Origin of the sequence: Leucobacter salsicius M1-8 (assembly GCF_000350525.1) — a bacterium.
Classification (GTDB): Bacteria; Actinomycetota; Actinomycetes; order Actinomycetales; family Microbacteriaceae; genus Leucobacter; species Leucobacter salsicius.
This window is the reverse complement of record NZ_AOCN01000015.1, coordinates 319,166-338,871: the sequence shown is the minus strand read 5'-3', so window position 1 is coordinate 338,871 and position 19,706 is coordinate 319,166. Positions and strand designations below refer to the sequence as shown.

The 19,706-nt window shown below is 56.1% G+C and carries 19 protein-coding genes; 1 reads left to right on the top strand and 18 read right to left on the bottom strand.

The genetic code is table 11. The features are described from left to right. Window positions 1–27: 27 nt before the first annotated feature. From C795_RS17175 to C795_RS0106710, 11 genes are all read right to left on the bottom strand, one after another. A complete protein-coding gene (locus C795_RS17175; protein ID WP_157486992.1) occupies window positions 28–1,218 on the bottom strand; it encodes a hypothetical protein in 1,191 nt (396 codons plus the stop codon). Window positions 1,219–1,464: 246 nt separating this feature from the next. Further along, on the bottom strand, window positions 1,465–1,890 hold the full coding sequence (locus C795_RS0106755; protein WP_017792995.1) for a hypothetical protein: 426 nt from the start codon (window positions 1,888–1,890) through the stop codon (window positions 1,465–1,467). Between the two features lie 173 nt (window positions 1,891–2,063). Then, complete coding sequence (locus tag C795_RS0106750) at window positions 2,064–3,647, bottom strand: P-loop NTPase family protein (protein ID WP_157486991.1); 1,584 nt, start codon at window positions 3,645–3,647, stop codon at window positions 2,064–2,066. A 63-nt stretch (window positions 3,648–3,710) separates the two neighbouring features. Continuing rightward, a complete protein-coding gene (locus C795_RS0106745; protein WP_017792993.1) occupies window positions 3,711–3,908 on the bottom strand; it encodes a hypothetical protein in 198 nt (65 codons plus the stop codon). 252 nt (window positions 3,909–4,160) lie between these two features. Further along, a complete protein-coding gene (locus C795_RS0106740) occupies window positions 4,161–5,180 on the bottom strand; it encodes a hypothetical protein (RefSeq protein ID WP_157486990.1) in 1,020 nt (339 codons plus the stop codon). Between the two features lie 72 nt (window positions 5,181–5,252). Next, entirely contained in the window at window positions 5,253–6,014 is a 762-nt protein-coding gene (locus C795_RS0106735; RefSeq protein ID WP_017792991.1) for a hypothetical protein, read from the bottom strand. Between the two features lie 194 nt (window positions 6,015–6,208). Beyond that, a complete protein-coding gene (locus C795_RS16565; protein ID WP_017792990.1) occupies window positions 6,209–7,600 on the bottom strand; it encodes a hypothetical protein in 1,392 nt (463 codons plus the stop codon). 181 nt (window positions 7,601–7,781) lie between these two features. Then, window positions 7,782–8,648 (bottom strand): M50 family metallopeptidase, encoded by an 867-nt coding sequence (locus C795_RS0106725; protein WP_017792989.1) that lies wholly within the window; start codon window positions 8,646–8,648, stop codon window positions 7,782–7,784. Between the two features lie 3 nt (window positions 8,649–8,651). Beyond that, window positions 8,652–9,335 carry a S24/S26 family peptidase gene (locus C795_RS0106720; protein WP_017792988.1) on the bottom strand — a complete coding sequence of 228 codons (684 nt, stop codon included), beginning with the start codon at window positions 9,333–9,335 and terminating at the stop codon, window positions 8,652–8,654. Between the two features lie 183 nt (window positions 9,336–9,518). Further along, window positions 9,519–10,124, bottom strand: coding sequence for a SipW-dependent-type signal peptide-containing protein (locus C795_RS0106715; protein WP_017792987.1), 606 nt, complete (start codon window positions 10,122–10,124; stop codon window positions 9,519–9,521). 202 nt (window positions 10,125–10,326) lie between these two features. Beyond that, window positions 10,327–10,680 (bottom strand): hypothetical protein, encoded by a 354-nt coding sequence (locus C795_RS0106710; RefSeq protein WP_017792986.1) that lies wholly within the window; start codon window positions 10,678–10,680, stop codon window positions 10,327–10,329. Between the two features lie 509 nt (window positions 10,681–11,189). Here C795_RS0106710 and C795_RS0106705 point away from each other — a divergent pair. Then, a complete protein-coding gene (locus tag C795_RS0106705) occupies window positions 11,190–12,098 on the top strand; it encodes a hypothetical protein (protein ID WP_017792985.1) in 909 nt (302 codons plus the stop codon). Window positions 12,099–12,185: 87 nt separating this feature from the next. Here the strand turns inward: C795_RS0106705 and C795_RS0106700 are convergent, their stop codons facing one another. The 7 genes from C795_RS0106700 to C795_RS0106665 all read right to left on the bottom strand — a co-directional run bounded on the left by C795_RS0106700 (window position 12,186) and on the right by C795_RS0106665 (window position 19,512). Then, complete coding sequence (locus C795_RS0106700; protein ID WP_017792984.1) at window positions 12,186–12,947, bottom strand: hypothetical protein; 762 nt, start codon at window positions 12,945–12,947, stop codon at window positions 12,186–12,188. 1,414 nt (window positions 12,948–14,361) lie between these two features. Further along, a complete protein-coding gene (locus tag C795_RS0106690) occupies window positions 14,362–14,598 on the bottom strand; it encodes a hypothetical protein (RefSeq protein ID WP_017792982.1) in 237 nt (78 codons plus the stop codon). A 3-nt stretch (window positions 14,599–14,601) separates the two neighbouring features. After that, entirely contained in the window at window positions 14,602–15,213 is a 612-nt protein-coding gene (locus C795_RS0106685; RefSeq protein ID WP_017792981.1) for a hypothetical protein, read from the bottom strand. 813 nt (window positions 15,214–16,026) lie between these two features. Continuing rightward, window positions 16,027–17,217, bottom strand: coding sequence for a hypothetical protein (locus tag C795_RS0106680; RefSeq protein WP_017792979.1), 1,191 nt, complete (start codon window positions 17,215–17,217; stop codon window positions 16,027–16,029). A gap of 468 nt (window positions 17,218–17,685) precedes the next feature. Continuing rightward, window positions 17,686–18,174 (bottom strand): hypothetical protein, encoded by a 489-nt coding sequence (locus tag C795_RS0106675; RefSeq protein ID WP_017792978.1) that lies wholly within the window; start codon window positions 18,172–18,174, stop codon window positions 17,686–17,688. A 403-nt stretch (window positions 18,175–18,577) separates the two neighbouring features. Beyond that, window positions 18,578–19,078, bottom strand: coding sequence for a hypothetical protein (locus tag C795_RS0106670; RefSeq protein WP_017792977.1), 501 nt, complete (start codon window positions 19,076–19,078; stop codon window positions 18,578–18,580). A gap of 158 nt (window positions 19,079–19,236) precedes the next feature. After that, a complete protein-coding gene (locus C795_RS0106665) occupies window positions 19,237–19,512 on the bottom strand; it encodes a hypothetical protein (RefSeq protein WP_017792976.1) in 276 nt (91 codons plus the stop codon). Between the last annotated feature and the right edge of the window lie 194 nt (window positions 19,513–19,706).

Here is a 19,706-nt window from a genome sequence, read left to right as displayed (position 1 = left end):
ACTATCGGTACATCCACTCCCGTTAGGTCACCCATTTCGAGAGACCGCCCTCAGGACGGTGATCTTGGGCGACTTGGAAGAGCCGCAGGAGGCCGTATCGGTCGCCCATACGGTCTGCACTCCTGAGCTCAATGAGCCCTGTTTTTTCACCTTGAAGTCGCCCGTAAAGCGGTATTGGGAGCTGAAGTGGAAGGGCCGCTCTTTCTCGGACGCCCAATGGAATCGAATGTCACTCGACTCTTTTTTCACCCATTCACCCCACGCCCATGAAGCATCAAAATACTGCTGCTTCGAGTTCGGGTCAGAAACTTGAGGATTGATGGGCGTCGAGCCGTCAGCGAGGGTCACTTTCACCTGCTCGGCTCTCACTTTTTTGAGGACGTCACCTGTGATGGTGAGTGGGGAGAAGCCCACTGCGAGTGGCTCACCATTTCGCATGACTGAGAGGGGGCCGGTCTGCCCTGAGATTTTGATCTTGCTCTCTGTCGAGCATTCCCACTGCCCGTTTGTGCAGGCGGCAGGGTCAAAGAGTGCGCCTTCCCTCAGTCCTTCTTGCAGGGGTGGCGTTGTGTCGCAGGCGTATGTGTATCCGGTGAGTGAGGTATCTGCGCCTGCTCGTGAGCAGTCATAGGAAGGGGGTTCATTCACCCAATCTTGGTAAGCCCATGTCTCGCAAAGCCGATAATCCATCTTCCACGAGAGCCCATAAAATCCGTAGAGAGGGTCACCATTTGCGGTGGTGCCCGTCGAAGCGTCGAAGCGTGGCGTCCATGCTCCTGCAAAATCGCTAGGCCGTGTCAGGTCAGCGCCTCTATCGACGTACCCGGTCGTATCAGTGAGGGTGCCGCCCCCAAGTCGTGATGCTGTGGCGATGCTGCGGGACTGCCTGAAATCGCCCTGTGCGCCGGTGTAAATCTTCGCTGATGATTTGAGGCTGCGCTCTACCGACTCTGTGGGGTAGACGCAGTAGCTACTGATCTGCTTCGAGGTGGGCTCCCCGAGGATGATCGTCCAACCATTTTTCCAAACGTTAATCCATCCAACAGCAGACCGGTCAGGTAGCGCGGGGCAGAGGCTCGCGTACGGGATGGCACCACATGAGGAGGGGGTGGCGGGATACCCGGATTTACCGAAGCCGCTGTAGAAGCCGCATTGAATGAAGACTGCTTCGATGGAGGGGTCGATGACGCCACCACCGGGCTGAGGTGGACTACTCACGATTTCACTACCGTCAGAGTCGACGTAGCTATTTGTGGGGGCAGTGCTGCTTACGCTGCAGGAGGGGGCAGCTCCGCACTCTATGGCGTAAGCATCAGAGGTAGGGAGGAAGAGCAGGACGCAGACAGCGAGCGTTGACGCGGCAGCAGTTAGGAGCGCATACAGGAGAGGCACCTGTAGACGGGACAGCTTAAAGCTATTGAGTTGTGTAGACATGGACGGGTGGACAGTAGAGCGGGAGTGCGCTTACAGCTTGCCTTCCGCTTCGAGAAGCTTCATGACTTCGTCAGAGACGGGATAGGCGCATGTGTAGGTGAACCACTCACCGGTGTCAGTAGCGACTGCGTTAGGGGTGCCCTCAGGAACCGGGACAGTACGAACCGACGTGGCTGCACCCGTCTCCGGGTCAGGCTCACAAGTGATTTCAGCACCCTGCACAGTCATAGTGCTTTCCCCCTCAGGGAAGGCGATCCGCTCCTGCACAGGCTCCGAGGCGGGCTCTGTGGGCTTCTTAACGGTCAGCTCTGTAGGAGTCTCTGCAGGCTGCTCGACAGCAGGCTTAGGGGAAGGCTTAGGGGCAGCTGCTGTACTGCAGGAAGTTAGGGCTGTGATGGCGAGGGCAGCAGCGGTGAGGGTGGCTACTGCGCGGCCTCGAAAAATGTTGGTGGTCATAGTGTGTTTCCTATCTGTGTTTTAGAAGTGTGGCAGGGACCGAGGACGTTTGTGCCAAATACCCTGTTTTGGAGGCTCTCGACATCTGAGCCTCATCTTGAGTATCGGTCGGAACAACTGTGCCCTCTCGACTGAATGTTGGTCGAGAGGGCACAGGGGGCGAGGGCAGGCTGTTAGAGGATGGTGCCTTCAGGGAGAGTCGGAGGCTTCACATTCAGCAGCTCCTCCGGCGTATACATGAGTCGAATCTTTTCCTGCAGGTCGTCGTCTGTGTGGAACGCTCGGACCATCTCGAAGGTGTTCTTCTCCTCTACGAAGATGTATCCCACGCCTGCAGACTTATAGCCGTTGTTGACGTTAGCGAGGGGGATGTTGTGGGGGCGCACGTCGGCCGCTTTCAACGTTTCCTGCTCTTTTCCGAACAAAGTTCCGGCGTCGGCTTCTTTCTCTTGGCGAAGTGAAACTTTCGTCATGAAGGCATCCCTGAGGGTGAAATCACTTTTGACGGAGCTCTGCACAAAGGCGATTATGTATATTCCAAGACTTCTGCCCTTTCTCGCCACATCTTCGAGCTGCTGTGCGGTTTCTTTGCTGAAGGCTTTTGCTCCGACCTGAATCTCATCGAACATCAGCAGAACGAGAGGCTGAGACGGGCTGATTTGGAAGTCACGATTTTCGGAGTATTTGATCCTTTTCTCCATCCGGTCGTGTACAGCGGAGATGGTGGCCGCGATCTGCTCGGTCGTATGGGCGACCCTCCACTCCTCGCCACCGCTACGGACGGTTTCAAGGAAGATAGTGTGGTGGTACGCCTTGAGCTCGGCGTTCTTCGGGTCTGCGCCGTAGATTGACACGAGTCCTTGGTCGAAGAAGCTGTATTCACCTTCGGGGGCGAGAGTGAAGTGATTTATGTAGGCATGGAAGAATGAGCCTTTTCCGGAGCCTGACGCTCCCGCTACGAGCGTATGGGACACAGCGATGGTGGCGACTTCACGCTCTTCATTCATGCCGACGCAGATGTTATTCCATGACCTTTTTTCCATCGGGTAGGAGGTGTAGAACTCTTCTGCTGAGTAGTAGTCATAGATCGGGTTGGAGTCCATACTTGGGGTGATAACCATTTTGTAGAAGCCGCCCTCCATGAATCCGGCATCCTCTTTTATGCGAGCGAAGCCGAGGTCGTACTGAATATTGGTGATCTGTTTCGCGAGGGCTTTGGGATCCTCTTGGATGCGGAACGTCACTTCATACGACGGGATGAGGGTGTCTCTTTTCGTCGCCTCAACAATAAAAGCTTCGACGGAACGAGCGCGAGCCTTCTCATCAACGATTTTGTTTTCATCCGTGTAGTCACGAGCCGGAGCATAAAGGTCCTTCAGGTGGCTTGATGAGGAGAGCGCAGCGATGACCTGCTTCACGCCTTCATCCTGCTTCGGCTTCCGCGAGCGGATGAGGTGTGCGATATAAGGAATCGTTGCGACGTTGCCTGCAGTGATCAGGATCGCGAAGATGATGCCCCAAAGCCCCCCGTTCGAGATGAGCTGCTTAAGGACAGGCAGACTGAGCAGCACGAGGACGACGCAGGTGCTCACTATAGGGAAGCGCTTGAAGGCGAAGATGATGCCTTGGAAGATGAAGCGACTCACCACGGCTATCACGGTGCCGACGGCGACGAGGATTGGTAAGTATGGCATTTCGGGTTCTCTCTCTTTCAGTATGTAAATGCGACCCCTCTCGGTTGATGTGAGGGGTCGCATTTACATATCGGTCAGATGAGAGGTCGGCAGTCGATATTGAGACTCCGACTTAGCGGGGATGACTTAGCCTTCGCGTGAAGCACTATGCAGCGAGCTCACAAAACCACCATCAGAGGATGGGGAAGCGCTTTGAGCGAGACCTGCATCGGCGAGCAGAGTCTCAATGCCTCCCGCACTTCCCCACGAGATGAAGGATGCGACGAGGATCAGCGCGAGGGCGATGAAGATGAAGATTTTGTTGGTGATGATTTCGGTAAACATGTTGGGATTCTTTCTCTTGGCATCTCTCGGTATGAGATGCGGGTTATGACTTATAGCTAACAGCGCGATAGTTCGCGGCGTACAGTTTTGAGACTTTTCCGGGAATGCACTCAATCAAGGGACCAAACGTGGAGAGAGGGAGGGCGTTTCGGTCCCCGCGATTGTGTGCATGCTTAGAGACAAAAAACGCCCCCACTCTTCGCGAGACCCGTATGCGAGAGAGAGGGGGCGTTGGGTGAAGTATCGGCCTACTTACTTCTTTCGGCGGCGAGGAGGTGTAATCCTTGGCAGTTTCTGAGGCTTTTTCGCTGAAAGCTTCGGCGGTGCTGCAGGGGCTTCGGCTCCCTTCGGCTTTCCTTCACGGATGCGCTGCATTTCTCTCTCACTCGCAGCGAGCTCGATCTGCTCACGCCTTTCCCTCATAAGCTTCGCTTGTGCCTGCCGAGCGAACATTTCACGGCCCTCTTTCTCCATGTCATGCACTTCCTCTTCCTTATTGATGACGGGCTTCGGCTTTGCGAGGCGTTGGCGGAGAGCAGTTTCATCGGCTGTTGTAGCTTCATCTGCTTCTTCTATGACGGGCTGACCTGACGCGAGACGAGCACGAATGCCGACCTCATTTTTGTCTGCGTTAGGGTGACGGGCCTGAACTTTTGTGAATGCTTCCGACACGGAGGAGGCGATGGGTTTGCCTTCAGTGAGTTCTTTCTGCGCGGTCGCGAGAATCTCCGCCTCAGCCTCTCCATACTCAGCAGGCGCTTGATCGCGGAGGAGCTTCATCAAAGCCACACGAGCATCATTTGAGGGCGGCAGAGCACCCTTTGAGCGAAACTGCGGGAGCGCTTTCTTCGCTCGAACCGAAGTTTTCAGGAAGCCGTAGTAGGAGGGATTTTTTGTTTTGATGTCGGTCACGAGCGAGATGATTTCGCGCGCTTCTTTCACCGCTTCAGTTTCTTCTCCGCCCTGCTGCTCAAAAAGAGTGAGAGTCGATTTTGCAGTGGCCTCTTTCGATACTGCCACTTCGTGATACTGAATGCTGCGCTTCTGCAGTACTGCCGTCGCAGTAAAGAGCTGACGCTGAAGTGCGGGCGGCACTTCCTCATCATTTGAGGTGAAAGAACTTTCTTTCTCACGAGCGACGGCGAGAGCTTTAGTAGCTTTCGCGAGGTCTTTACTTGCATGATTTTGGCATCGGAGCCCCGGTTTCTTCTGACACATTTTTTCTGTTTCCAATCGGTGATGTGCAGGACGAGTTCCTGCAGCTACATACATAGATCGGTCAATCTGTCCTTGAGCGTCTCAAATAGATGCACCATTTTGGTGGCTCAAAAACTTCCAAAGTTTTTAGCGAAGGTGAGCGGGTACTAAATCCCATGCTTCTTCGGTAGTGAGGAGGAGGCGGTGGTGAGGTGACGGAGGCGTTATGACCCCGTTGGCGGGGATGACGTACCAATAAACAGTGGTCTGTGTCCGCTTCTCTGTGGCTGTCACCTTATTGAAAAGAGCCCGACGGTCGCGGGTGAGGAGGGGATTCTTGTCGCCTCCACCCTTGAAGAATGACGCCGGTTTGACCTGCACGAAGTAGTCGCCATCCTTTTTCTGAAGAGGATTCTCAATCAGCATGTCTACCCCTAGAGCGCGATCCTCTTTACCTGTCATGAAGGTCGCCCGTGCATAACCGTCGTAGTGGCTATTTACGAAGTCGAGGAGCACGGTCTCATCTGTGAACCCTGCGAAAGTGCGATCACAAAGCATGTGGATAGTGATGAGGTGGGCAGTCGCGAGGGGACTGTGATGCGGGTTGGGCGGTAGCAGGGGCGCGAGAGCAGTTGCGCAGTAGGCGATGTGCTGCAGCTTCACGGAGGCATATATCTCTGCGAAGACATCAGGGGATGAAGGCAGGTGCTGCTTATAGAAGTCCCCCATGGAGCCCGCCCTGTGTGATGCTTGGCTCCTGAAGTCCGTGCGGCTATTCCATGTCTGCTCGAAGTGGCGACGGTTGGTAGCGAAGAATCGCGCGCGATACTCGGCAGGGAAGAGCGTGTAAAGCTGAAGGACTTGCTCTAGCGACGGCGATGGGGCTTGGGGGTTCGTATTGGTGGTCATTGGGTTCTCTTCGGTATGAGGCTTACTCTCCCCTATACCTAACGGCTCATCAGTGCCGGAGTCTCGATTTGAGGCTTTCTCGGCTCCCTCCTCTATCGGCAGAGATTTGTCCCATGCTCGTGCACAGTAATCGAGGACAAAGCTTCGCCCCCGAGCTCAAGAGAGACCGGGGGGCGAAGCAGTTAGGTGATCGCTTAGACGTCAGCGTTACGGCGACGAGCAGCAGCCACGCCACCAAGCCCAAGAGCGCCACCAAACAGCATCACGCCTGCGGCACCGATAAGCAGCGGGGAGACCTCGCTACCGGTCTGCGTGAGCTCATCAGGAGTGTCTTCAGCGGGGGTGTCTTCAGCGGGGGTGAAGGTACGAGTTGTCGTCTTACCGGGCGTCCCATCCTCGATACTCGGTCCACCGGGATTCTTTGACTTCTTTGGCTCCTCAGGCTCCGGCTTTTCGGGAGTCTCCGGGTCCTCCGGCGTTACAGGAGTCTCCGGGTCTTCCGGCTCAGGAATGACAGGAGTCTCCGGGTCGGGGTCAGTGGTCGGCTCTTCAGGATCAGTCGTCACAGGTGGAGTACATCCACCCTGCTCATCGGGCATCCCGATACTCCCATCGTCAAAGGTGCAGACGAACGCCTCGTAGAAGTTCAGGGGCATCTGCAGGTAGCCATCCATATCTATCGCCGTATCATTTCCGTACAGGAAGACAGACTTGTCATGAACAGCTTGGATCGAAGCGGAAAAGCTGAAGCCGCCGAGGCGGTAGTCCTTAGTCCTTTCCTGCGAAAAAATGTTGGGCGCGATTTCTTCCCATCCGGGTACGAGCCATGTGATCCTGTTGTCATTTGTCAGTGTCATCACTGCACGTACGGTTGCAGCTCCGGTCTCGCGGTCGAGATTCACAAAATCGAAATCGAGTAGAGGCTCGTGGACGTTGATGACCTCGGGAGAGAAGAAGAAGACGTACGGCTTTTCTTTGATGCCCCCATAGAACATGCTTCCGGGGGCAGCGACTGCGAGAGCCTCGAAGCGGTATATAGGGGCTCCGGTCATGGAGTCATAATCTTGATCCATGGAGACTTCCTCGAAAGAGAATCCATCCTGCGGGCCAAAGACGACATCGTCCCACGAGGGTCCGTATGCGGTGGGCACTTCCGGTTCTTCAATCTCGATGAGATAGTAGTCGGATTCGTACGAGCCCGAGAGGTAGAAGGGCACCGCCGTCTCGCCATCGCCGAGGAGGTCAGGGTTGAGGATGTAGCCGGGGGCTGCGGAAGCTTCTACGTAGAAGTCGTAACTGATGAGACTCGCCCCGTTGGAGTTGCTCCCTGAGACTCGTTCATAAATGACGCCTTCAATCTCGGGCAGATGAAGAATCGCCTGCTCAGGCGCTTCCTCTACCCATGGCTCTTGGATGTAGGAGACTACGATGAGGTCTTCTCCGTCTGCGGTAGGAGCGGCTACAGGGGCGCTCGCAGGAGCAGAGCTCATGGGAGCCGGCCCACCAAACGCAGCAGGCATGACACCTCCAAGAGCGAGCGATGTGCTGACGATGAGGGCGGCAGCGGTGGTAGTGAGTGATGACATATTTTCTCCTTTGTCGGTATTTATGGGGTGAGTTCGTGATGAACTCTCGCCCTCAAATATCGGCAGAATGAGACCCATCAGACATTCCGATTTCAGACACCAAAAAGCGCCCGTGCAGGGATGAGCTGCAGGGCGCTAAGGAGTGCGTCAGAGAGGCGTAGGCGGTCGCCGTGTGAGGCTGCTACGTGAGGGCGAGCACCCACAGGAGGCGTGCAGTCGCAGCGAGAGAAATCGGCAGCGCTACTGCACAGAAGAGGACAAACCATCCGCGTGAGCTGCCCCCAAGGTCTTCTTCGATGATTCCGAAATCTCCCCCATGGTGATTGTGCACGAAGATGGTCTTCCATCCCGAGAGCGTCAAAAATATGCCGAGTCCGAAAAGCACGGGAGCAGTCGCGGTCGGGAAGAGGAAGAGGGCGGCGATTAGTGCGGCGGAGATGATCAGCACAGCGAGAGTCCTGAGAGAATCCTTCCGCCAAATCGTGAAGAGGTGCGTCCACGCCCCCAAGACGAGGCACACGAACACGGCTCCTATGATGGCTGCGCCTGCCTGCACGCCCGCGACACTGCCGTGGTTCTGCATCAACTCGGGTGGTGCGAGGAGCAGTAGGACGACACCTATATGGAAGGCGAGTGTGATGATGACTCTCACTGCATAGAAGAAGTGCAGCATGACCGCCATGAGTCCATACAGCGCTATGAGGACGAGCAGCAGGAAAGGCACCTGAATCGTAGGGGTGAGCGAAAAGAGAAGAAGTGCAGGCCCGACGAGCACCGGGAAAAGATAGCCACCATACGCGGGCATCAGGTAGGTGACTCCCCGACTTTCAGAGAAAGTCAGGCTGCTTACTTGGGCTTCGGCCTTACTGAAGAAAGTCGTCCGGAGGGGTAGCGATTGCATGAAAGCGACACCCATGAGGGTGTGCCCTGCCTCATGAAAGATAGTCTCGACCGTCTCGGGTATTTGGCGGAGACGGTCATTGAAGATGAGGGCTGTGATGGCGACGGCAGCAGCGAAGATGAAGGCGATGATGGTGGCGACTGTCATGGCTTACTTGCCCTCCTCCTGTGCGGTCGGCTCATGGTTGAGAGTAGTGCCCCTATCCGTCACAGCAGAGCTCTCAGGCTTACGAGTAGGAATCAGCAGCACCACAAGCATGAAGATGATGAGGGTGCCTCCACCCCAAAGGAGTGTCGTGGGAGAGGTGAGGAGGTCGAAGACGTAGCCTGCGCCTTTCACCTGCAGTACCGGCTTCCATATTTGTGAGTGAATCAGGTACGTCTCCCCGTCAGCAGTGGGGTTCGCGTCCCCTTGCATGCGTACCGCGATGTCTGTGGGGCCATAGAGGAGTCCCGCTCCACCGGTCAGCTCTGCGGCAGGGGTGTCTTCCTCGATCACGGTGCGGGTGTAAGTGTCGCCGCCATCCTCAGAAAGAAAAACCGTCTCCCCCTTTGCCACAGTGTCAGAGACGGCGATAACACGGTGCATGACGAAGCGTTCGTTACCTTTCTGCTGCGCGAAGAAGACATCGCCTTCCCGGATCGTTTCGTGATCGACTGTGACAGCGAGAGTCAACCCCCCTGTGGGATAGCGAGGCTCCATTGAGGCTGACTGCGTGCTGAAAAGTGCGACGGTGTGGGATTGTGTCAGTGCAGTGAGCAGGGCCCCGAGCACAAGCATCACCATGATGGCGGTGTAGATCAGCCCTCCTATCGCTTTCAGGAAAATCTTCATGTCGTGTCCTCTCTCTTTGATGCCGTCGCCTGTGACAGTGGCGCGGCGCTATCCATAAAGATCGGCATCTCAGTACAAGATGCGCGAAGGAGAAGAAAGAAAGCGCGAGAGTCCGCAAAAAAGTAGGGGCCTAAGTATCCATGTTGGTGAATGCTTAGGCCCCTACAGGTGCTCAGGAAAACCCTAGATTGTGTACGTCTCCACTTCGAGATTCAGGATCACTTTGCCGGTGCTTCCGGCATAGCTGTCATCCATGCTGTCAGGAATGCTCACTGCCAAAGTAACGGGCATTGCTATCCCCGGTGAGAAAGGAGCAGCAGAGGTGTCAGGATCGAGCGCGCCCAAATCCACGGAAGCTTCTGCAGGCGTACTGCCCTCAAAAACGTCACCCTCTGTATTGAGCGTCGCGGAAGCGAGCTTGACGATAGGAGCTATCCCATCGCCAAGAGGGTTGACTTGACGAATCTGCAGCACCTCGGTGTCGTATATTCCTGTCGATGCGGAGGCTCCGGGCGTCAGCCCAAGCCATCCGTCAGAGAAGCCAAGCCCGATGGATGCTGTAGTGCCATCGAAAGGCACCCACGTAGCGCCATTGTCGATGGTGTACTCCATCTGTACGGCTTCAGCGATAGTGACTTCCTGCTCGAAGCCCTGAGAGGCGGTCCACGAGGCATAGGCTCCGCCCCCAATGACGCCGAGCGCGAGGGCGGCTGCGGCCGATCCGGCGATGAGCTTTTTCTTCGCGGTCTCGGTCATACAGAAGCGGGTTGTAGCTGCAGATGTGTTCATTTCTTTCTCCTTTGTGATTGATTGAGGTGACCCTTCACGAGCGAGCTCGCTAGATCACACCTCTATGTATCGGCTTTCCATTTCGAGATGTGCAGAAATGGTCACCTTGATGCGTGACAGCGGGGTGGCGGAGAAAGAAAACCCCCACACTTTCAACGAAGTGCAGGGGTTCTATTGAGGTGGGGAGCTGCCCCGGAATCTTTCAGCGGCGACGTCCGAAGAGGGTGCGACGTGCTCCTGCTTCTGCTTGTACAGCAGCGAGCTCTTCGCGAGTAGAGGCGAGCTGCGCTTCGAGCTCTGCGATTCGGTCCTGTGCGAGGTCGAGCGGTGAGGGCTTTACTTCTGCAGCTTGAGCGGGGGTGAGCCATTCCATCTTCACGAGGGCGGCGAGCGGGATGGCCCAAGATTTTTCGGTGATAGTCGCACCGAGCTCCTGCAGGCGGGGGCGGTTGTAGCGGAAGCGTCCGAGTGAAGAGCCGGTCAGGTGAGCTGCTTCAGCGAGGGAGACCATGCCGCGAACGGTGGTGATGGTGGCGGGGGTGAGAAGTGTGGCCATGAGGTTTCCTTCCGTGGGCTCATATAGCGGTTTTGTAGGTGATGGGTACATCTTCGCGTCAGCCACCGACATTGCAATAAGGTGGGGTTTTGCCTGCTATTGCTTTTCCTTATGTCTCAAATATCTCAAAACAGGGTCCCAAACGCACACAGGGGCCGTTTTAACGCACTTTGGGGCGGAAGTGGCACACTCGGACACCCCCGCCCATGAAAGTGTCTCAGAATCCATTTTCCGGGGTTTTTGGGAAGATGGCCCGTTTTGCACCCTTGGGGTACAGATTTGGGGGCTTGGTGGATCGGGCGCTTTCACGCATCGAGGGGGCCTTGGGGGATTTGTACCTCGGGGGTGCAGGGTGCGCGAGAGGGCCCCACTTTTGTCCCGCCATATGTGTGCATGGATCAGGGGACAAAATGAGTTTCCTCATCCATGCACGGTATCGAGAGGGACCAATCTGCCGATAACTACTTGCGAGGCCGACACGAGCTTCGCAAAAAGTTAGGACAGAAAAGATGTGCAGATCAAAAAGTGATGGAGGACAGCGGTGCCTCCCCCACACAAAGCAGAAGCTAGAGGCAGCAGAGAGGCGAGAAGAGAGGGCGATACAGCTGCTCGAAAAGATGGAGCAGCAGCTGCAGGGAGAGCTCACCCCGGCGCAGCGTGAACGCCTTGAAGAGAAGAAGGCGGCTGCAGGCGGAAAGCTTGAAGAGAATCGCGCGTGGATCGCCGAGCTCGCGGGCAGTATCGAAGAGATAGGGCGCAGGAAAACCGAGCGGGCTGAAGCCGCTCAAGCTCGCCGCGAGGCAGAGGAAGCCCGGAAGGGTATACGAGAGGACATGAAGCAGGGCGGTGAGGGTACTCCCCCGCGCATTCATCCAAAGCATCAGCGCTTGAATCTCACTGAGTCGGAGATGGGTGACCTGCGGGAGCGGGCTACCGCTGCAGGTAAGAGCGTGACCGCGTTTGTGGAGGACCTCCTGACTCGCCCTCCACTCTTCACCGCTGTATCCGCAGGGGATGAGACTGCAGGATTCATTCGACTACAGAGTGGAGCGCAGACAAATGTGGGGCGTCGGCCGCAGTCTTCAGAGCGGACCATAGCCTCCTCCCCTACTGTGAGTCTTTCTGATGAGGCACGAGAAAGGGCTGAAGCGGAGGCAGAGGTTTTCAATCTCACAGTCGCTGATCTGATCAGGCGGCGCGTGCTCGGGATTGATCCGCGTCAGCGCGGGAGCCATATGGCGAAACCTCGACAGAAGTCAGAGGTGGAGACTTTCGCGCAGATCGAGCATGCGGCGCAGATGCGAGGAGCTGTCACGAGCGAGAAGCTCACCACCCTCTATGAGGGCCTCATACAAACGCAGCTGCAGCGCACGCGTAAAGCTCACGGGAAGAAGGTCAGCGGTGAGGAAGCGGCTTGACCCCCCTTGGTGATGAAAGCACAACGACGCCCCCACTCAGATTTATTGAGTGGGGGCGTCGTGTTTGTGAGGAAACTATATTCGTGACTAGTGCTGTACATCAGTAAGTATTTTGATGACCTTACTGACTGTCTCATCGCTCACCTCCTCCATCTCCCTGAGGCTGTCGTCTGTGGCAGTCGTGGTGGCGCGCAGCAGCTCAAAAACTTCAGGAGTCGGAGCGCCTACGGGAACCGGGTCTGTGTGGGTGCCCACTCCATCACGAGCGCGAAGCAGTGAGAGGGCTACAGCGTCCACTCCCACGTAGGGGTCATCAGCCCCTGAAGCGGTCGTGACTTTCACGAGATACATGCCGTCAGCGTCGAGGTCGGCATATTCGTCTGCGCCTGCGGCTGCTCCGGCTTCGGTGATGAGGGTGTTCATGCGGGCGGTGTTGTCGTCAGTGGGCTGAATAAAAAGAGTGCAGGACGGGGTTCCCCATGCGACCTGTTCGCCACCGTTAGAGAGGGCTGCTTTCTTGGTCATGGGAGCCCACAAGTCTTCACGCTTCGGGGCGGTGTCACTCAGAGTGATGACCCCTTCCGCCGAGAGGCAGGTCCATGAGGGTGCTTTCTTGAAGCCCTGACGGAGAGTGATGAGCTCCTCGATCAGGGCGGGCTCCTCAACCGTTGGGGTGGCAGGCTTCGGTGCGGGCTTCACAGGGGCAGGCTTTGGAAGCAGCGAGATGAGAAGCGCGAGGATGCCTGCCGTTATGAGCAGCAGGATAAGGGCGATCACTGCTACACGCTTGGGAGTGGCTTTCGGGTCCTGCTCGGTAGTGAGGTGGACGGGTGGTGTGGGGTAGCTCATGAGGGTTCTCCTTGATATCTGTGGGGGTCACGGATATATATCGGGAGATTGGGCTCATGCGTGCGTCTCAGACTGAAGAGTGGCCTGCAGCAGTTTTCAGCTACGTCCCACACGCACGCATGAACCCCCTCACCGGGCCGGGAGGGGGTTCATGCGTGCGTGTGCAGTTAGTCGATTTCGACACTGATGATGAGGCCATCCGCGTCGTAGGTTGTGATGCTCTGCCACTGAATGTCTGCGACAGGGTCGAGTACAGTTTCGAGCTCAGTATGTGACGGATTCATTTCTTTCCACCTCCTCTATTTTCGTTACGAGTAAAAGTGATGGTGGCGGGCTTCCGGTCTTCAAGACATGGGCGGCAGCTATAGCGACCTGCCGGTTTGCGTCCACGAGCATATGCGTGCCCTTGAGGGCATGTCCCCTGCCATGGGGCGTTCTCTCGCTTTTTCTTGGCGGCGGCGAGCTCAGCGGCGTACTCAATGTCTGTGGGGGTGTGAGTAGAGGTTGAGGTTTCAGGCACCTGAAGCGCGGCCTGTGTGAGGCGAAACATTTTCACCCACGTCTCACCATGTGCAGCACTTGGGGGCGCGAGGGTGTGGGCGAGTTCATGAGCGAGGAGGATGGCGAGGGTTCTCGGCTCTGCATAGCGTCCCCGCTTGTCTGATAGTTCGATGGTGCGCGTGAAACGGTGGGGTGCAGCTGTGTAGTAGCTCAGCCGAGCCTTTCCGAGAGTGGTGGTGGATTGACTCCATCTGTCGAATGTGGGGGCAGAGTCATACACATACCCGGGGCCTTCATTTTTCACGTCAGGATGCTCCATGAGGATTTCCACAGCTTCACCAAGTGCATCTTCGATGATTTTCTTTCGCAGCTTCCATGGACGGGCGAGCCACTCCTTAGGGTCAGCTGTGAGGAGAATGTTAAAGTTCTCCGTCTCCGGATTTAGTGACGGGGCAGACTCAGGCGTTGGCGAAGTGGGTGGCGAAGCTGTCGAGGGTGGGGCGGTATCAACTCCCACCCTCGACAGCTTCGGGGCAGAGGCGAGGGGTGTGTCCGATTTTGCCGGTCCGGTTCCCGGGCATCGGCGGCCCCCATCAGCGATTGATCTACACATATTTGTAACCTTCTTTCTTCATTCGGTAAGTGCCTCCCCCTACACTCAGGACAGAGGGGGACATCGTTCGTGAATAAATATCGGCAGATAGGAGGGTCTTGAGCGCCCCGATTTCAGACACCAAAAACGCCCTACAGCGAGTCAGGCTGTAGGGCGTCAGAAGAAGCGGCAGAGCAGTCACCTGCAGACAAAAAGAACCGCCCCCTCCATGACGACGAAGAGGGGGCGGTTCTTTTGATACCGAGAGATAGAGGAGAAAGATTTCCTCATACTTAGTATCGGCTGATTGATGTGAGGCGTTCAGGTGCTTCTCCGCATTTTTTTGAGCCGCTCTCGCGCAGAGTAGTAAAGCGGGTGGAAGTAGTCCTCACTGAGGCGCTCAACGGTGTCGCGAGAGATGTGGCGATTGGCGAGGGCGGTCTCTTGGATCGTGACGAAGCGGGTGTGCTCGATGAGGTGGTCGAGAGTGTCAGCTGAGGTTGAGGTTTCCGCGAGATGCAGGAGCTCAATAAGGTCGAGGTTACTCAAGCTATCCATGATTTACATCCACCCTTCGAGGGCAGTGAGGGTCTCTGCGTCGAGGCAGGTCATCGAGAGGTGTGCAGCTTCAGCGATGAGGCGAGCCTGCCAACACTCAGGCAGGGGCACGTCGCGAGCAGCGAGTAGGTGGCACGCCTCAGAGAAGTAGTAGCTCTCGACACAAGCTTCAATGAAGATGATGGAGCGGACAGTCCGGGTAAGCTCCCTCTCCATTAGGTCTGCGAGCAGCTCAAGACCGACTGAGGGGTGCTCTGCGATTACTGCAGCTGCGACGGAGCAGTCTTCAAGACGGGACCCTACTTCGCGCAGCACTGTATTCGTGACGGAGGGGTTTTGGGTGTTCTCTGCGATTTGGAGGAGTGCGTAGACCGTCGTATCCTCACGCATCGCAAGAATGAGGAGGCTCGTTTCCGAGACTGTGGGGTGCTTTGCGATCAGGCTCTGATCACTGTAGGTGAGGGCGTCATCGAAGGTGAGGTCCCACTCCGGGAGAGCGAGCTTCTCACGGATATTGAAAGGCTCGGCGACTTGGTATCCAACGAAGCCTTCATCGAAGTCGTGGATGAGGTCTTCGCTGAAGCGGTCTGCGGGGGTCAGGGTGGCGATATTCATTTTGTGTCTCTTTTCGGTAAGTAAGCCTGAATGGGGGCTTATTTACATACCTAACGGCGGTCGATTTTGAGACGCACAAAACGAAACTTTGCAGGCTTTCGGGGTTTCGGGTGGTGGTGGATGAGGATGGCACTATCCGGTTTCCGGGTGTGAGCCTCGTTTCTGTCCCCGTTAAATGTGTGCATAGTCGTGGGGACAAAAAACGAGCCCCGCCCAACTCGGTTTTGACTGAGCAGGGCGGGGCGGTGGTGAGTGGTGCTATTTCACCCACATGCACCATCATGCACTCGTATGAGTGACTGTCATTATGAGCACAGGCTCGCCCTGACTGCCCTGCCCCCATATGGTGTAGTCGGCAGGATCATGAAGGCTATGGTTTTCGCTTGATTCCTCTGTAGCTACGGGCGGGTAGGTATCAAGGTTGTTGTTCGTGTTGGCGGTGGTCTCTTCGGTGTTCATTCTTATTTCTCCTTTGGATTGTGATTTTTGGGGTGGGCTCCTCTCGACAGTTGTTCGATTGGTTACCTGATATATATCTAACGGCTCGCGTCTCAGAAGCAGACACGAGCGGGGTTTTGCAGGCTTTGAGGGTTTAGATAACCTCAAAGCTTTGCAGGATGCGCTGAGCGACAAGCACCGAGCGCATGGGCGGTGAGTTGGGCGGCATCTTCGTGTGCAGCCTTGAGGGTTACTCAGCCGTTCACGGCGTGGGCGGGATCATGATTTGTCCCCATTTGTGCACGCTTATTCAATGGGATCGAAGTGGGTCGGGCACGATTAGTCCCCCATTAATACTGTGCATGCCTTTCCTACTTACCCCCGGCATGTATCCATCAAGATGTCCGTGAGCTCAACGCCATGCGCGGCGTACTCCTCTTCAAGGCCAAAGTTGTCAGCGAGCTCCACGAGGATATTGTCAAGAACCTCGTGGAGGCACCCTTCGTGTTTGTCGTGGTTAGAGTCAGGGCAGTTCTCGTCGTAGTGCTGTGCGAGGTCGTCAATGAAGCTCCACCATGCAGGTAGCCCGAGCGCTTCCTCCACAAGGGGGAGGGGTAGTTCTTTCCCTAGAGCTGCGAGGGAGAGTATCGCGTTGAAGCATGCGCGGGGAGCGGCAGCAGGTGCGAGAGCTTCATATAGGTCGCTGAGCTCGCAGTCATAGTAGTACTCGCTAAGCACTTCCTCAGGAGCTGTAAGGACTCGCTGCCATATGCCAAGTGCACTATCGGCGAGCGGGCGTGGGATGCTGTCTGCGGATGAAGCGTCAAGCGCGGTCAGCACGATGAAAGTGAAGTCCGGGTCGGCGAGGAAAGCTTCGCTACTGCAGGCCCTCTCTATGAGTGAGTAGGGGAGCGGCAGGTCGGCCTTGATGAGCTCACGCAGTATCGAGAAAGAAATGTTCGGGTCAGCGGTGAGGAGAGCATCACTAACGCTTGCGCTCTCAATCAGTGAGAAGGGGAGGTCTAAGATTTCTTCGATTCGCTCACTCACCACTGCGAAAGAAGTGTTCGGGTCAGCCGCGCGAAAAACCGCCTCCGGTACGTCAAACCCAAAATCGTCGGGGACATCGCTCCCCCACAAAGTAAGCGCCCTTTTGGCGAGTGGGCGAGGTACGGGTTGGTCTGAGAAGCCAAGCTCAGTCAGCACGTCATAACAGGTCTCAGCATCAGCAGACCGGACCACCTCCTCAACGCATGCCCGCTCAAAGAGTGGGTATGGGAGACGGTGAAGACCTGTCGAGATGAGGTGGGTCAGAAGCTTGAAGCATTCGCTCGGGTCAGCATTTTGCGTCACTCCCGGATCATGCATTTTTTCAAGCAGCGAGAAAGGAACTTCGTCATGTGAAGCAGCTAGGGACCGGATCACCTCAAAGTAGGTGCTTTCATCTATGGCATCAATAACCTCCTTGAGAAGAGCGCTCCTGAAACTGCCTGCTATGTCTTCAAGCTTAAAAATGTAGGTGATTTCTGCTGCTGCGGATGATGCTTTGGTGAGGTTGGTGGTCATGTTTTTGTTTCCATTTCTGTTTAGGTCTGCTGTGGTTCCTCCTCCGTTGGGTTGAGGTGGACGGGCTGACATTTACAGAATGACAGAAGTCGAAAGAGCCCACGTCGAAAGGGCCGTTTTGAGCTGTCTCAGTGGGAATCTTTTTGTGACGGTTCCATGATCCGCATGTTTGTGCCGTTTTTTGTCCCTTGCTCGTGCACGCTATTAGCAGGGACGGAAGAGCGGATCACACACCCCCACCCCCACGATCCACGCCCTCAATCCGCCAAGGGCTTATCTCGTAGAGGTCTCAAATCTCTTCGCCGTGAGTGGGGATACAAGAAACGGTCCTGCAGCTGTTCGTATGCTGCAGGACCGTTTGGTTAGCATGTCGGGTGGGTGTGGCCTACTCCCCTTCGTGGATCGTCAGAGGTAGTGAACTTCATCGGGCTTCATGGTCGATGAGTAGCCCTGTGGCTTGTTCCACATTTATGCGCTGAGGTTTGAGCGGCCTAGCCAATCGTTGTACGCCAACTCATAGGCTAAGGATTCAAGGGCGCTGTCTGTCACACAGTCCCGCATGCCGTACTTATCTGCCTTCTCATGGAGCACGTCGAGGAGCTCGAAGTACTCGCATTCACAACCGCCATACTGCTCATTGCATTGATAGATACTGAGTATGGTGGCGATGGCACGGAGCTCATGCTCGTCCGTAGTGTGCTCCCCGAGCTTCTCTTCAAGGAAGTAGATGAACCTTTCGTCCTCTATAGCTTTCATCCGCTCATCAAAATCGGATCGAGGGCCGAGAACCCTCTCAGCGAGAGCTTCAGGAATCTTCTCACCTGCAGCATTCAGCTTGAGCATGACCTCGAAGCATGTGCTCTCACAAGTGGAGGTGAGGGCTTTTGTGATGAGGGTGCTCATAAGCTCAGTCGCTTCAGGCGTTGTCTCGGTGAGGGTGACATTAGTGATCGTCATGTTTTCGTTTCCGTTTCTTGTTGGGGTCTGCCGGGCTCCTCTCTTTTTTGTTTGAGGGGTTGACGTGCTGACATTTACAGAATGACAGGACTCGAAAGAGCCCACAGAAAGTGCGTTGTTTTTGACCGCTTCAGTGGGAATCTTTTTTGTGGCGGTTTCATGATCCGCATGTTTATGCCGTTTTTGTCCCTCTCGTTTGCACGCTATTGATGGGGCCGGAGGAGCGGGATCAGGCAGCAGCGCCCCCGCGATCCACGCCCCCAATCCCCCAATCCCCCATGGCTTACTCAGTCATCTCTAGGCCACCGAAGTCAGTCACACGTACAGGCACCCACACACAGAAAAAGGGGCGACTCGTACAGCTGTGGTGTGCTGCAGGATCGCCCCCAATAGGTGCGGTGGGTTAGTTGTTTGGGTGGTGAATCTCCTCACAGACCTCAACCCCGTTCGGCCATGCCCACACGTCCACCATCATGCGGAGGAGCTCTACAGTCGTCTCCCGTGAGAGATTCGGCTCCACCCCACAGCCATGCAGCAGGACAGCGTTGAGGGCATCCCCATACTTCGGGTGTTCCTGTGCCGTTTGAGCCACTTCTTTATTGCCGTCCAAGGAGAGTGCGGTGATCAAGAGAGCAGGGAGCATCTTCCGGTCTCTTGCGATCATCAACCTGACCGAAGCTTCACGATCCGCCGCGAGGAGTTTCAACTGTTCGATGGAGACGGCAGCGTTGACGCAGAGCGTCTCCCTAACCTCCACCTCTTCGTCACTGAGGAGGGTGAGGATGTCGGCGGGGGTGAGGTCAGGGTTGGAGGCAGCAGCGATGCGGTCTTCTACCTCGATAGAGCCGACAAGCTCAGAGAGGTCTTGAGGGTGCGAGCTTTGAGGGGATGATGTGGAAGCCATGGGTGACACTCCTTCACTGTGGGAGTTGCAGTGTCTCTTGCACCTCGGACATGCGAGCCCATCCGAACAGTGATCACTCCCCCTATATACAGAAGCCGCCCCACAGAGAACCGAAGCTGTCCATGGGGCGGCGAGTGAAGCGGGATCAATGAAGTGGGTCACCCGGCACGAGCAGAAATGCTGCCGTCCTGAGTGATGATGATCACCGACAGAGGAGTCGAGATGACCGTCTCAGTAGGCGACGTGAAGAGGTGCGCCTCACCGGGGCCACCCGCGAACGAGGACAGGGCTCCGTCCTCCGTGATCGTGATGGTCGTCGCATAGCCGGAGTCTGTAGGCGTCTCAATGGCATGCGCCACATCCGAAGAGAGTGGGGCGACCGTAAGAGCGAGGACAGCTGCAGCGGTGAGGGTGAAGGTTTTAAGAAATGACATGAGAGTCTCCAATCGAGATAAAGGGGTGATGCCCTTAGTATCGGTCGCTCACCAAAAAACAGTTCCTCGAATAGAGACACCTGAAGGTCACCTCAGACTCAGGTGAAGAGAGACATCCCCACCCCCAATACAGCAGGGCGGAGCCACGACGGAGCCACAGCAGCGATCACGACAGGACGGAGCCACACACCGAA

Bases quoted from the DNA above. Each gene is read 5' to 3' on its own strand.
- C795_RS0106685 (WP_017792981.1), bottom strand. From the start codon at position 15,213: ATGAATATCGCCACCCTGACCCCCGCAGACCGCTTCAGCGAAGACCTC.
- C795_RS0106720 (WP_017792988.1), bottom strand. From the start codon at position 9,335: ATGAAGATTTTCCTGAAAGCGATAGGAGGGCTGATCTACACCGCCATC.
- C795_RS0106690 (WP_017792982.1), bottom strand. From the start codon at position 14,598: ATGGATAGCTTGAGTAACCTCGACCTTATTGAGCTCCTGCATCTCGCG.
- C795_RS16565 (WP_017792990.1), bottom strand. From the start codon at position 7,600: ATGTCATCACTCACTACCACCGCTGCCGCCCTCATCGTCAGCACATCG.
- C795_RS0106755 (WP_017792995.1), bottom strand. From the start codon at position 1,890: ATGACCACCAACATTTTTCGAGGCCGCGCAGTAGCCACCCTCACCGCT.
- C795_RS0106740 (WP_157486990.1), bottom strand. From the start codon at position 5,180: ATGTATGTAGCTGCAGGAACTCGTCCTGCACATCACCGATTGGAAACA.
- C795_RS0106750 (WP_157486991.1), bottom strand. From the start codon at position 3,647: ATGCGACCCCTCACATCAACCGAGAGGGGTCGCATTTACATACTGAAA.
- C795_RS0106745 (WP_017792993.1), bottom strand. From the start codon at position 3,908: ATGTTTACCGAAATCATCACCAACAAAATCTTCATCTTCATCGCCCTC.
- C795_RS0106680 (WP_017792979.1), bottom strand. From the start codon at position 17,217: ATGACCACCAACCTCACCAAAGCATCATCCGCAGCAGCAGAAATCACC.
- C795_RS0106665 (WP_017792976.1), bottom strand. From the start codon at position 19,512: ATGTCATTTCTTAAAACCTTCACCCTCACCGCTGCAGCTGTCCTCGCT.
- C795_RS0106710 (WP_017792986.1), bottom strand. From the start codon at position 10,680: ATGGCCACACTTCTCACCCCCGCCACCATCACCACCGTTCGCGGCATG.
- C795_RS0106700 (WP_017792984.1), bottom strand. From the start codon at position 12,947: ATGAGCTACCCCACACCACCCGTCCACCTCACTACCGAGCAGGACCCG.
- C795_RS0106675 (WP_017792978.1), bottom strand. From the start codon at position 18,174: ATGACGATCACTAATGTCACCCTCACCGAGACAACGCCTGAAGCGACT.
- C795_RS0106705 (WP_017792985.1), top strand. From the start codon at position 11,190: ATGTGCAGATCAAAAAGTGATGGAGGACAGCGGTGCCTCCCCCACACA.
- C795_RS0106725 (WP_017792989.1), bottom strand. From the start codon at position 8,648: ATGACAGTCGCCACCATCATCGCCTTCATCTTCGCTGCTGCCGTCGCC.
- C795_RS0106735 (WP_017792991.1), bottom strand. From the start codon at position 6,014: ATGACCACCAATACGAACCCCCAAGCCCCATCGCCGTCGCTAGAGCAA.
- C795_RS0106670 (WP_017792977.1), bottom strand. From the start codon at position 19,078: ATGGCTTCCACATCATCCCCTCAAAGCTCGCACCCTCAAGACCTCTCT.
- C795_RS0106715 (WP_017792987.1), bottom strand. From the start codon at position 10,124: ATGAACACATCTGCAGCTACAACCCGCTTCTGTATGACCGAGACCGCG.